The organism is Streptomyces sp. NPDC001508 (genome assembly GCF_040298665.1).
In the GTDB taxonomy this organism is placed as follows: domain Bacteria; phylum Actinomycetota; class Actinomycetes; order Streptomycetales; family Streptomycetaceae; genus Streptomyces.
The window spans coordinates 112,843-125,456 of the sequence record NZ_JBEPAP010000003.1; the positions used below are offsets into that span (position 1 = coordinate 112,843).

12 protein-coding genes are annotated in these 12,614 nt (G+C 71.6%); 10 read left to right on the forward strand and 2 right to left on the reverse strand.

Translation table 11 applies throughout. From position 1 onward, the window contains the following. The first annotated feature begins 133 nt into the window (after nt 1-133). Nucleotides 134-1,051 (forward strand): zinc metalloprotease HtpX, encoded by a 918-nt coding sequence (gene htpX, locus ABT245_RS04570; RefSeq protein ID WP_351728477.1) that lies wholly within the window; start codon nt 134-136, stop codon nt 1,049-1,051. 2 nt (nt 1,052-1,053) lie between these two features. After that, the gene (gene pspAB, locus ABT245_RS04575) at nt 1,054-1,725 is read left to right on the forward strand and encodes a PspA-associated protein PspAB (protein ID WP_351728480.1); all 672 of its coding nucleotides are present in this window, start codon (nt 1,054-1,056) and stop codon (nt 1,723-1,725) included. Nucleotides 1,726-1,940: 215 nt separating this feature from the next. Here the strand turns inward: pspAB and ABT245_RS04580 are convergent, their stop codons facing one another. Further along, the gene (locus tag ABT245_RS04580) at nt 1,941-2,255 is read right to left on the reverse strand and encodes a hypothetical protein (RefSeq protein WP_351728482.1); all 315 of its coding nucleotides are present in this window, start codon (nt 2,253-2,255) and stop codon (nt 1,941-1,943) included. Nucleotides 2,256-2,558: 303 nt separating this feature from the next. Between ABT245_RS04580 and ABT245_RS04585 the strand changes: the two genes are divergently transcribed. The 7 genes from ABT245_RS04585 to ABT245_RS04615 all read left to right on the forward strand — a co-directional run bounded on the left by ABT245_RS04585 (nt 2,559) and on the right by ABT245_RS04615 (nt 9,541). Then, nucleotides 2,559-3,257: an SCO2207 family protein gene (locus tag ABT245_RS04585; RefSeq protein WP_351728485.1), complete on the forward strand. Its 699-nt coding sequence runs from the start codon at nt 2,559-2,561 to the stop codon at nt 3,255-3,257. 317 nt (nt 3,258-3,574) lie between these two features. Continuing rightward, nucleotides 3,575-4,612 carry a glutamine synthetase gene (gene glnII, locus ABT245_RS04590; RefSeq protein ID WP_351728487.1) on the forward strand — a complete coding sequence of 346 codons (1,038 nt, stop codon included), beginning with the start codon at nt 3,575-3,577 and terminating at the stop codon, nt 4,610-4,612. A 266-nt stretch (nt 4,613-4,878) separates the two neighbouring features. Next, nucleotides 4,879-5,001: a hypothetical protein gene (locus ABT245_RS04595; protein ID WP_351728490.1), complete on the forward strand. Its 123-nt coding sequence runs from the start codon at nt 4,879-4,881 to the stop codon at nt 4,999-5,001. A gap of 117 nt (nt 5,002-5,118) precedes the next feature. Continuing rightward, nucleotides 5,119-5,751 carry a winged helix-turn-helix domain-containing protein gene (locus tag ABT245_RS04600; RefSeq protein WP_351728493.1) on the forward strand — a complete coding sequence of 211 codons (633 nt, stop codon included), beginning with the start codon at nt 5,119-5,121 and terminating at the stop codon, nt 5,749-5,751. Nucleotides 5,752-5,866: 115 nt separating this feature from the next. After that, on the forward strand, nt 5,867-7,156 hold the full coding sequence (locus ABT245_RS04605; protein WP_351728495.1) for a sensor histidine kinase: 1,290 nt from the start codon (nt 5,867-5,869) through the stop codon (nt 7,154-7,156). Then, entirely contained in the window at nt 7,141-7,791 is a 651-nt protein-coding gene (locus tag ABT245_RS04610) for a response regulator transcription factor (RefSeq protein WP_351728498.1), read from the forward strand. Before ABT245_RS04605 ends, ABT245_RS04610 begins: the two co-directional genes overlap by 16 nt. 193 nt (nt 7,792-7,984) lie before the next feature. Next, nucleotides 7,985-9,541, forward strand: coding sequence for a DUF1996 domain-containing protein (locus ABT245_RS04615; protein ID WP_351728501.1), 1,557 nt, complete (start codon nt 7,985-7,987; stop codon nt 9,539-9,541). A 184-nt stretch (nt 9,542-9,725) separates the two neighbouring features. On the opposite strand, the gene ABT245_RS04620 is transcribed toward ABT245_RS04615, so the two are convergent. After that, entirely contained in the window at nt 9,726-10,127 is a 402-nt protein-coding gene (locus ABT245_RS04620; RefSeq protein WP_351728503.1) for a hypothetical protein, read from the reverse strand. A 389-nt stretch (nt 10,128-10,516) separates the two neighbouring features. On the opposite strand from ABT245_RS04620, the gene ABT245_RS04625 reads away from it, so the two are divergent. Further along, nucleotides 10,517-12,442: a hypothetical protein gene (locus ABT245_RS04625; RefSeq protein ID WP_351728505.1), complete on the forward strand. Its 1,926-nt coding sequence runs from the start codon at nt 10,517-10,519 to the stop codon at nt 12,440-12,442. Nucleotides 12,443-12,614 lie beyond the last annotated feature (172 nt).

The following is a 12,614-nucleotide window of genomic DNA, read 5'->3' on the forward strand; positions in this document are numbered from 1 at the left end:
GGCGCCGACGTGCGGAAACCCGCCGGGCCGGGGCGAATCTTTGCCCGTCCCGGAGCGGCCGCCGACCTCGCCATGGGCGTCGCCAGGTGCACACTGGACAGCGGGACGAGTGCCTGACTGCGGGGTGATGCAGATGCAGAGCCGCTTCCGGAGCGACCGACGGCTGACCGTGCGCATGATGGTCACGCTGTTCCTGCTCGGGCTGCTGTACGTGGCCTTCGTGGCCGTGTTGATCGCGTTGTTGAAGTCCTGGGTGCTGGTCGTGGTGCTCGCGGCGGCGCTGCTCGTCGCGCAGTACTGGTTCTCCGACCGTGTCGCGCTGTACGCCATGCACGGCCGGGTCGTGGAACGCGAGGAGTATCCCGACCTGCACGGGGTCATCGACCGGCTGTGCGCCCAGGCGGACATGCCGAAGCCGGTGGTCGCCGTGTCGGACATCGACATGCCGAACGCGTTCGCGACCGGCCGCAACCCCGACCACGCGGTGATCTGCGTGACCACCGGCCTGCTGCGCCGGCTGGAGCCCGCGGAGCTTGAGGGTGTGCTGGCGCACGAGCTGTCGCATGTGGCGCACAAGGACGTCGCCGTGATCACGGTCGCCTCGTTCCTCGGTGTCCTCGCCGGTCTCATGGTGCGGTTCGCCTTCTACTCGCAGCTCTTCCGCGGCCGCAGGGACCAGAACACCCTCGCCGTCTTCGCCACGATCATGGGCGTCTCAGCGGCCGTGTACGCGATCAGCTTCCTGTTGATCCGGGCGCTGTCCCGGTATCGCGAGCTGGCCGCGGACCGGGCCGCGGCCCACCTGACCGGGCGGCCCTCGGCCCTGGCGTCCGCGCTGACCAAGGTCTCGGGGGACATCGCCCGGATCCCGACGAAGGACCTGCGTACGGCACAGGCCTTCAACGCCTTCTACTTCACCCCGGCACTGGGCGCCGAGCCCGGCCTGTCCCGGTTCTTCTCCACCCACCCCAGCCTGGAACAGCGGCTGGAGCAGCTGGGCCGGATCTCCGCCGAGCTGGGTGAGGCGGCGATGCCGGGGAAGGCGGGCTGAGCATGGGGCTCCTGGACATCCTGCTCGGCCGTACGAAACCCGTCGCACCCGATCTGGACCAGTTGTTCGCGGTGCCCTCGGCGGCGGTGACGCTGGAGGCCGCGGCCGCTTTCACGCCGACCGGGTGCGGCGCGGTGTGCTTCGCGTCGGTGGAGGGCGCGGCCTTCGAGCAGACGCGGCGCGAGGTGCGGGCCCTGCTGGACGCGGACGCCGACCGTCGGCGACCGGGCTCGGGCGAGGGGGGCGCGGAAGCCGTGGGCGCCCCGCCGGTGGAGCTGCGGCAGGACGACTACGGCTACTCCTGGCTGGTCTCGCAGCGCCCCCCGGACCGGCTGCCGGACCTGGTGAACGATCTGCACGCGGTGAACAGCTCGATGGAGGCCAACGGCTTCGGCCCGCAGCTGCTGTGTTCGCTGGTCGGGTTCGAGCACACCGGGACCGCCGAAAGCACCGAGCACGCCGGCAGCGGGTACGCGGCGGGCGGCGGCCGGCGGCTGGCCCTCGTCTACCTCTACAAGCGGGGCACCTTCTATCCCTTCGCGCCGCTGCCCGGCACCGCCCAGCGGCGTGACAACGCGCTGGAGCTTCAGGTGAAGGCGGCCCTCGGGAACGATCTCCGGATAGAGCAGGACCTGAGCCGCTGGTTCCCGGTGTGGGGCGCCCCAGGGCTGTGACCCGGTGCCCCGGTGCTGCCGGGGGACGCATTGCGGTGTACCTGGCGGCGGGCACGCGGCTGACCGACCCGGCGCGTACGGTGCCGGGGACCGAGCGTGCGCTGTTCGGGGACCGGACGGCGGTGCGGACGCACGGCATGCGGCACACGGCCTGACGGGAGCTGCGGGCACCCCGCTTCCGGGGTGCCCGCAGTGCCCGGGTGCGGTGCCGGGTGTCAGCGGTTGTAGCGCATGAACGCCCGCACCATGTGGCACGTGGTGTCCGACGGCGGGTGGATGCCGATCCGCTCGGCCGTGCTGCGGATCGTCTCGTTGCGGGCCTGGTCGGGGACGTAGACACCCGAGTCGAGCAGGGCTATGGCGAGCCGCATCGCCTTGAGGCGGCGGTTGTGTGTGATGTACCACTCGCGCGGGCGTCCGGGCGGCAGCGGACGCTTCATCACGGGGACGTAGGGCAGGTCGAGTTGGACGGGGCGCTTCACGGTGGACTGGGTCGGCAACGGCTTCGGCTTCAGTGCGGCAGCGGGCACGGGCATCCTCCTGTCGCGTTCTCGAACACTGACTCCAGTCTACTGCCCGGCACTGACAATCGAGGAGTCCTAAGGACCCGCCAAAGGCCCAGGTGAGAAGCAAAATTGATGGTATGTCATGGATGGGCGGCGAGGGGCGGCAGAGGCGGTGGGGAAATCGAACAGAGGGCGTGCGGGGACCCCGGTCACAACCCCACGCCCTGTGGCGCAGGTCACTTGGGCGACTTCCATGACCGCTGAGTAACGTCGTTCGGTATCTCGTACCTAGCGGCGTACGCTCCCCTAGCTGTTCAGGAGGCGCGCATGTCGCGCAGGAGAACGCTCAGCACCAAGAAGAAGATCGCGCTGCTCGTGGGCGCCGCCGCGGTGGCCGGCGGCGGTGCCTTCGCCATGGCCGCCACGTCGAACGCCGCGCAGAGCCCGCGGACCCTGTCCGCCGCGGACTCGACGGTCTGCCAGGGGCTGGCCACCGCGCTCGGCAACAACGAGCGGTTCATCGACGGTCAACGGGCCGCTCCGGACGCCCAGTCGGCGGCGCGGATCGCCAACCGGGAGGCGGTCATCGAGCAGATCAAGGTCCAGCAGAAGGCGTCCGGTTGCGTCGTCGGGGAGTCGGCTCAGGGCTCCCAGTCGACACCGCCGGCCCAGAGCGGACAGCAGAACGGCGAGCAGGGCGGCGGGCAGGGCGGGCAGCCCACGTCCACCGCCGGCGCGGGAGACGCGGCCACAGGGGGCACGGGAGACGCGGCCTCCGGACAGCAGGTGTGCAACGGCTCCACCGTCACGCTCTCCGGTGAGGGCGGCGCACCGGCGGCGTCCAGCAACCAGTTCCCGGCGGGCACCACGCTGAAGGTCACCAACCTGGACAACGACAAGTCCACGACCGTGCAGGTGACGTCCGTGTCCGGCAGTTGTGTCCTGCTGAACGACGCGGCCTTCGAACAGGTCCGGGAGCCGGGCAAGTTCCTGATCCGTCGCGCGCTGATCGAGAAGGTGGGGTGAGCGTCGGGCCCGTACCGGATCGCTGAGGTGTGTGTCCCGGGTCTGCCGCTCCCCTCCGGGAGCGGCAGACCCGGCTCATACCGGCGCCGCACCGCGGCTCCGCCCCCGAACGCGCCCGCTCACACCGTGAGTTGTTACGCGGAGCCGGCGGGTAACACGGCGTTCACATGGGGGCAATGGTCGGGAAATCGCCTGTTGACAGGCTGCCGGGCAGTACCCGCGGCGCCCAGTGCCGAGCGCCGCAGCACCGGGCGCGGCACCCGTCCAGGCCGCGACGGCCGCAAGTGCGCCCAGACCCACCTCGAAGGAAGTGGCCCGTGAGCTTCAAGGCTGAGTACATCTGGATCGACGGCACCGAGCCGACGGCCAAGCTGCGTTCCAAGACGAAGATTCTCGGCGACGACGCGAAGGGCGCCGAGCTGCCGGCCTGGGGCTTCGACGGGTCCTCCACCAACCAGGCCGAGGGCCACGCCTCGGACCGTGTGCTCAAGCCGGTCTTCAGCTGCCCGGACCCGATCCGCGGCGGCGCCGACATCCTCGTACTGTGCGAGGTCCTGGACATCGACTTCACCCCGCACGCCTCCAACACGCGCGCCGCGCTGGCCGAGGTCGCGGAGAGGTTCGCCGCGCAGGAGCCGGTCTTCGGCATCGAGCAGGAGTACACCTTCTTCGACGGCGCCCGTCCGCTCGGCTTCCCCGAGGGGGGCTTTCCGGCGCCGCAGGGCGGCTACTACTGCGGTGTCGGCGCCGACGAGATCTTCGGCCGCGAGATCGTCGAGGCCCACCTGGACAACTGTCTGAAGGCCGGCCTGGGCCTGTCCGGCATCAACGCCGAGGTCATGCCCGGCCAGTGGGAGTTCCAGGTCGGCCCGCTGTCCCCGCTGGAGGTCTCCGACCAGCTGTGGGTGGCCCGCTGGCTGCTCTACCGCACCGCCGAGGACTTCGGCATCTCCGCCACCCTCGACCCGAAGCCGGTCAAGGGCGACTGGAACGGCGCCGGCGCGCACACCAACTTCTCCACCAAGGCGATGCGTGAAGGCCCCAAGGGCTATGACGCGATCATCACCGCCTGCGAGGCGCTCGGCGAGGGCTCCAAGCCGCTCGACCACGTCAAGCACTACGGTGCCGGCATCGACGACCGGCTGACCGGGCTGCACGAGACGGCCCCCTGGGACACATACTCGTACGGCGTCTCCGACCGCGGTGCCTCGGTGCGTATCCCGTGGCAGGTCGAGAAGGACGGCAAGGGCTATATCGAGGACCGCCGTCCGAACGCCAACGTCGACCCGTACGTGGTGACCCGCCTCCTGGTCGACACCTGCTGCTCCGCGCTGGAGAAGGCCGGCCGGCTCTGAGCCCCGCCACCGCTTCCAAGGGGGCACCCACCGCGACGGTGGGTGCCCCCTTTCGCATAGTCGTCGCGGTCTCGTGCGGGCGCGGGGAGCCGGGCGGCTGTCCGGCATGTGGGACGGCGGAGCGGACAGGACGGCCGAGATCAGGCGCCTGACCTGGTGTGAACACCCGACAAGGGGGGTCGGGCACCGTCAACTTCCCACCAAGGAAGCGTCCGAGCAGTGAGAGGAGGGTCCTGTTACGGGCCTGTGTCTGCTTCAATGGGCGCATGGCCAGCATCCAGAAGTACACCGCGACGGGTCGCCATGACCTTGAGCCCTTCTGGCCTTCCCGTCAGCACCACGACTTCGACCGGGTGTGTTGCCGCGCGTGGAACGCGCGGGCCCTCTAAAGCCGCACACCCCGGCCTTCGGCCAGCGCGAAACGACGAACGTCCCGGCGTGCCCGACCACGAATCGCGGCCGTCGATCCGCCCGACGAACTTCTCGCGCGAAAGAGCTGACCTCTCATGGCGACCACTCGTCCTCTCATCACCGCCGCTCATCCCACCCCGCCCCCGGCATCCGGCGCCCGGCACCGGCTGCGCGCCGTCGACCGGGACGAGGAATGGGCCCTCCCGCACCCCGCCCCGGTCCAGAGCCCGAACAACGTCGCGGATCTGCTGCCGCCGGGCGCCACCTGGCTGCCGGCTCCGCAGCACACCCTGCCCAGCCTGCCAGGACAGCCGCCGATGGTCGGCTATCTGGTGCTGGTCCCGGCCGACCGGCAGCCGCCGTTCTCGCCGTTCCCGCCAGTCGCGGTGCCGGACCGGCCGGAGACCGGGCCGGCCGGGGACACCGACGACGGCGATCCGCTGGTCCGTATCGACACCGTACGGCGCGCCGCCCAGGTGGCCGGCCGCGACCTCGATCTCACCTATCTGGAGTTCGAGCTGCTGGCCCACCTCGTGGCGCACCCGCACCGGGTACACACCCGCGACCAGCTGGTCACCACGGTCTGGGGCTACGGCCACGTGGGCGACGGACGCACCGTCGACGTCCATATCGCCCGGCTGCGCCGCAAGCTGGGCGCCGAGCACCGCCGGACGATCCAGACGGTGCGCCGGGTCGGCTACAAGTACACGCCTCCGACCGGGCGTTGACCGCACCGTCCGCGTCGGCGTCCCCCGTCTGCCGGCGGGGGGTGTAGCTGGCACCACCTGCCGACCGGGGGCTTCGCCCCGTGACCGCCGCCCCCGGTTCGGCGAGACTGACGGCATGGACACATGGAGCAGGGATGCCAGGACCGGCGGCGGCCGGACGCGCGCCGTCGTGACCGCCGGAGCGCGGGGGCTCGCCCTCGCGGTCGTCGCGCTCGCCGGTTCGATCACCCTGTTCGTGCTGTCCGTCGTGTCGATCGCGCTCGTCCCGCTGGGCCTCGGGATCGTCACGACGCCCTCGGTGCTGGCCGGCGTGCGGGCCTTCGCGAACTGGCGGCGGCTGGTGGCCGCGCAGTGGTGCGGGGTGCGGATCCCGCCCGCCTACCGGCCGCTCGCCGAGGGGGCCAACCCGTGGGCGCGTACCTTCGGCATGCTCGGCGACCCGGCGACCTGGCGGGACCTCGGCTGGCTCCTGGTGGACATGACGGCGGGGTTCGTCACCGCGCTGCTGCCCGCCGCCCTGCTGATCTACCCGGTGGAGGGCTTCGCGCTGGCGGCCGGGTTGTGGCGGGTCTTCACGGACGGCAGCCGGGTCGGCTGGTGGTACGGCTTTGTGCCGGTCTCGGGGCAGGGCAGCGCGCTGCTGGCCGGGCTGCTCGGCGCGGCGCTGCTGGCCGCCGCGTATGTCCTCGCCCCGCCGCTGCTGCGCTTCCACTTTCTGCTCACCCGTTCGGTGCTCGCCACGGGTCAGGGCGAACTCACCGAACGAGTACGGGTGTTGACCGAGACCCGGCGGGACGCGGTGGACACCTCCGCGGCCGAACTGCGCCGCATCGAGCGTGATCTGCACGACGGCGCGCAGGCCCGGCTCGTCGCGATGGGCATGGACCTGGGCACCGTCGAGGCGCTGCTGGACAAGGACCCGGCGCAGGCGCGGGAACTGCTCGCGCAGGCCCGCCGCAACTCCGCCGAGGCGCTCGGCGAACTGCGCGACCTGGTGCGCGGCATCCATCCGCCGGTGCTGGCCGAACGCGGACTCGGCGACGCCGTACGGGCGTTGGCGCTGCGGCTGCCCGTGGCCACCGAGGTGACCGTGGAGCTGGCCGGGCGGCCGGCCGCTCCGGTGGAGTCGGCCGCCTACTTCGCGATCAGCGAGCTGCTGACCAACGCGGTCAAGCACTCCGGCGCCGACCGGATCTGGGTCGACCTGCACCATGTGCCGCAGGAGGGCGGCCTGCTGCGGATCGCGGTCACCGACAACGGCCGGGGCGGCGCCGTGCTCACGGGCGGCTCCGGGCTGCCCGGGATCGAGCGGCGACTGGGTACATTCGACGGCATCCTGGCCGTCAGCAGTCCCGCGGGCGGTCCCACCATGGTGACCATGGAGATTCCGTGCGCGTTGTCCTAGCCGAAGACCTGTTCCTGCTGCGCGACGGACTGGTCCGGCTGCTGGCGGCCCATGACTTCGAGATCGCCGCGGCCGTCGAGTCGGGCCCCGAGCTGGCCCGTGCGCTGGCCGAACTGCGGCCGGACGTCGCGGTGGTCGACGTACGCCTGCCGCCGACGCACACCGACGAGGGGTTGCAGTGCGCGCTCGCGGCCCGCCGGGACCGGCCGGGGCTGCCGGTGCTGGTCCTGTCGCAGCACGTGGAGCAGTTGTACGCGCGTGAACTGCTCGCCGACGGCAACGGCGGGGTCGGGTATCTGCTGAAGGACCGGGTGTTCGACGCGGAGCAGTTCGTGGACGCCGTACGGCGGGTGGCGGCGGGCGGTACGGCGATGGACCCGCAGGTGATCCAGCAGCTGCTGTCCCGGCGGGCCGCCGACCGACCGCTCGGCGGGCTGACCCCCCGGGAGCTGGAGGTGCTGGAACTGATGGCGCAGGGCCGGTCGAACGCGGCGATCGCCGGTCAACTCGTCGTCACGGAACGGGCGATCGCCAAGCACACCTCCAATATCTTCGCCAAACTGGGACTTGAGGTGTCGGACGACGACAATCGACGCGTTCTGGCGGTGCTCGCCTACCTCGACCGGGACCGCTGACGCCTCGCCGCTCCTTTGACTTGTTCGGCAACTCCCGCTGCTCAAGAGGCGGTTGAGCGCTGCTGAAACATCGAACCTGTGAGGAATTCGTGGGACGGCTGAACACCCCTGGGGCCGGGTCCGTATGAAAGGGCGCCGCTTCACTCCTGTCGGGCGCCTCGATGCTGCCCCGCAAGGAAGTCAGAGGAGTTCCATGGGACGCAACACACGAAAACGCCGTACGCCGCTGGCCACCAAGGCCATAGCCGCATCGGCGGCCCTAGCGCTCGGTGGGGGCGGGCTGATCTGGGCGAACTTCTATGCCTCGGCGCACGAGTCGAACAACTCGGCGCAGAACCGGACGAAGGCCGCCGCCGCGCAGGTGGCGACGATCTCCTGCCCGGACGTCGGCCAGAAGCTGACGAATGTGCCGAACGCGGCCCGCTCCGGGGTGGCGACGGAGCTGGCGAAACTCGACAAGCAGATCACCGAGGCCTACGCCCGGCTCGCCTCCACCCGCCAGGCGCAGCAGAACGACGCGAACTTCGTCCAGAACGCCATCGTCGGCCCCCTCAAGGAGAAGCGGGCCGCGACGATCGACCGGATCAGGATCGGCATCCAGCGGGTCGGCGGTTCCTTCGACACCTCGCTGGCCCAGCTGTCCGCCTGCACCACGCAGAGCGCCAACCAGACCAACGCCGGCGGCCAGAACGGCGGCAACGGCCAGCAGCAGGGCGGCGGTCAGCAGCAGAACGGCGGTCAACAGGGCGGCGGTCAGCAGAACGGCGGAGACCAGCAGGGCGACGGCCAGAACGGCGGCGACGGCCAGCAGGGCGGCATCGGCGGGCAGGCGGGCAACGGCCCGGTCGCCACCGACTTCGTCGACATCACCAAGGTGCAGCCGAACGTCAAGGCGAAGCCGCGCAAGACCCGCAGCGCGTCGACCGGCACGTTCACCACCCGCTGCGGTGTGAACGCCAACAAGAACCACAACACCGACAACGTGATCGTGGCGCCCGGCGTGACCAACGGCGCGCACCACCTGCACGACTACGTCGGCAACCAGAAGGTCAACGCGTTCTCCACCAACGACACGTTCCTCCAGGGCGGCACCAGCTGCCAGAACAAGAACGACCTGTCGTCGTACTACTGGCCGGTGGTCCGCGTCCAGGACGGCACGCAGGACTTCGACCAGAACGCCGACGGCGGCGGCAAGGAGGGCAACGTCGGCCGCATCCTGGTCCCCCAGCAGGCGGAGATCAAGTACGTCGGCAGCCCGGCCTCCAAGGTCGTCGCGATGCCCCAGTTCCTGCGCATCATCACCGGTGACGCCAAGACCACCACCAACGGCCTGGCCAACGCCAACGCGCACTGGAGCTGCACCGGCTTCGAGAACAAGGTGCAGCTGACCGAGCAGTACCCGATCTGCCCGCAGGGCAGCCAGGTGGTCCGCAGCTTCGCCTTCCAGAGCTGCTGGGACGGCCAGAACGTCGACAGCGCGAACCACCGCACACACGTGGCCTTCGCCGACGCGAACGGCAACTGCCAGAACGGGTTCAAGGCGATCCCGCAGCTGACGATGCGCCTGGTGTACAGCGTTCCGCAGCCGAGCATCCAGAACGGCGTGGTGAAGAACGCCTACGCGGTGGACGGCTTCCCTGAGCAGCTGCACAAACCGTCCACCGACCACGACGACTTCATCAGCGTCACGACCGGTGGCCTGGCGAACAAGATCGCGAACTGCGTCAACCGCGGGCAGCGGTGCCAGTGATCCGCTGAGGCGGGTCCCGGTTCGAAGGCCGGTGGTGGGTTTCCGGTTTGACGGCCGGTGGCGGGCTTCCGGTTCGAAGGCCGGTGGTGGGTTTCCGGTTTGACGGCCGGTGGCGGGCTTCCGGTTCGAAGGCCGGTGGTGGGTCCCTCCCGCCACCGGCCTTCGTCATGCCCGGACCGGCGCGTCAGCCGCTGTGGGCGCTGTGGTCCGTGCCGACCTCCAGGTCGCCGCCGAGCGTGCCGCGCAGCGCCCTGACCACTCCGTCCTCGCCGACGGCCACCCATTTGCGGCCCACCAGGTAGTGACCGCCGTAGTCCTTCGCGTCGTTGATCCACTCGCGCTGGCCGCGGTCGGTGGCGAAGGTGGCGAGGACGAACTTGCCGTCCCGGTTCTTGCAGATGGCCTGGCGGATCTCGTCGGCGTCGGTCTGGATGTCCGGCGCGCACTTCACCTCGGCGGCCAGGCTCTCCAGGCTGCCCGTGGCCGTGGCCGGCACCGCCCTCGCGTCGCCGCCGGATCCGCAGCCCGCCAGCGCCAGTACGGCCGCGACACCCGTCACGACGAGCATCGGTCGCGTCAACCTCATGTGTTCCTCCGGTCCCGGTCGGCGACAGCATGCCGCAGGAAGCCCCGACACGGGGCCCCAACCATCGATACGAGCCCCACCCGCCTCCCACTCAAACCAACCTGGCGCCAGCGCCCCAAAGGGGCGCGGGGAACTGCGCGGCCAGCCACAACGACGCCGCAGCCGAAGACCGGCGCGCCGGCCCCCAGGGAACCCAAGCCCCCGCACTTCGGCAGCGCCCAAAGGGGCGCGGGGAACTGCGCGACCAGCCACGACGGCGCCGGAGACGAAACTCAACCTGCCAAGGCCCCGCAGGGGGTGCACGGCCGACCGCGACGACGCCGCAATGAACGGACGGATAGCGAGTCACCCCCCGGTGACCAACCGTCGTTCCGATCGTTCTCCCGGACGTGCAGCCACAGGATGTAGCCCAGCGTCACACCCCCACCCCGACCGCAGCCGACGGCTCGGTCGTCGATGTCGAGCAGGCCGAGGCCGCGCTCGTCGAGCACTATCCGCGGCTGGTCCGGCTCGGCTATCTGGTGCTGCCGCCTGCGATGGGCCGCAGCCGGCGCGTCCTGACCGCGCACGCCCTGGTCCAGCGGGCGCTGCCCCGGGGCCGTACGTCGGCTTCGGTGATCCCGTCGCAGTCGACGGGGCGTGACGGCGACCCCGGGTACGCCTTCGTGCGCCTCAGGGTGGTGCGTACGGCCCTGGAGGCGGGGCTCCCGCTCAGGCGCCGTGCCTGGCCCAAGCGGTCCCAGCTGCCGCCGCTGCTCCCCCAGGTGTGGGGCCTGCGGCTGTTCCCGCGGTCTGGCGGCGCCGACGAACTCGCCCTGGACCAGCGCCTGGCGACGCTCAGTGGACCGGCCCGCGCCGCCTACGTCCTGCGCGGCCTGGAGAAACTGCCGGACGCCGACGTACGCCGGGTACTGACCGCCGCCAAGGTGACCGACCCCGACGCGGCGCTCGCGGAGGCGAACGGCGTCCCCGCACAGCACGCGCTGCTCGACTCCCCCGAGTTCGACCCCTGCTCGCTCCAGGCCCGGCCCACCGATCTGATGCGGCGCAGGCAGCACACCAAGGCCGCGATCGCCGCCGCGGCCGCGATCGCGGTGTGCGGCGCCCTCGTCGCGTTGCCGGGTGGCGGCTGGGGTCCGGACGGCGCGGCGGCACCCGAGTACGCGCAGAATCCGGCGGCGGAGGCCGCCCTGGACCCGGGCAGGCTGGCCCGGGTCGCCCCGACGGCCTGGAAGTCGTCGGCGCGCACCGACTTCTCCGTGTGGCCGGCCCGCGGCGCCCTCGCCAAGGACACCGCGCTGCTGCGCCGCGCGCTCGCCGTCTGGGCCCGCCCCGGTGCGTCCGTCCGGGTCTCGGCCACCCCGGGCACCCAGACGGGCGGCCCGGCGGGCCCGCCCCAACTGCTGTACGCCGGCGAGGTGGACAACGCCCATGTGGTGATCCTCTACGACGGTCTGCGCATCGCCCGGTACGCCGAACCGAAGGACGGCACGGAGGGCGCGGCGCTCGACCTGGCCCGCGTGGACGGGGCGGCCGGCCCCGAGGCGAGCGCGCTCGTGCTGGGCCGCGCCGACGGCAACGTCCGCTATCTGACGGCGCCTTGGGTGACGAAGGCTGCCGAACGGGACCTGCGCAAGCCGAGCGGGGGTGCGATGGACCTCGACCTGACCGACGGGGTCACGGCGCCGCTGGCCAGTCCGGTGCAGCAACCCGACGCCTGTACGTCGTGGAACGTGCTGCAACTGACCGACGCGTCCGGCACGCACCTGTCCACCGATCTCGGCGAACTGGTCCCGGCCCACCTCACCACCGGTCGTCCCGGTGCCACCAAGTCGGCCGGGGCGGAGACGCTGGCCACGTGGGCGCCGTTCGCCTGCTCGCTGGCCGCGCAACGCGCGGGGGGCGTGCGGAGCGTGAACGCCTGGGCGTACGCCGACCAGGCGCTGCCCGAGAAGGCGGGGACGGCGGACTGGGTGTGCACGCGGGCGGAGACCTGGCGGGGCGAGGGCACGGCGGTGCTGGCCCAGTTCCACACGCCGGGCGGCCGGTACGGGGCGGTCGCCGCCAAGGCCACCGACGTGGCCGCGTGCGGTCCGCGCGATCCGCATGTGCTGGCCGGGGTGCTGTGGAAGTCGGAGGCCGGGTCCTGGTACCTGCTGGCTGCGGGCAGCGAGGACACGGCGTCGATCCGTACGAGCGGTGGGGTCACCGCGTCCGCGCAGGGCCGCGTGCTCGCTGCGCGGGCCGAGCGGGGGGCGCAGGCGACGCTGAGCGGAACCCTGGGGGACGGTAGCCGGGTCGCTGCGCTGCGTTAGCCGACGACCGCTGCGGCCGGTTGCGGCCGGTTGCGGCAGTCTGCCCGCTGCGGGCACGTCGTGGCCGATCGCGCAGTTCCCCGCGCCCCTTCGAAGCGCCACCTCGCCTTCTAGCCTGCCGGTTGCGGCACGCAGGGACGCGTTGCGGCGGTGGGACGGTGCGGGTGCGTCG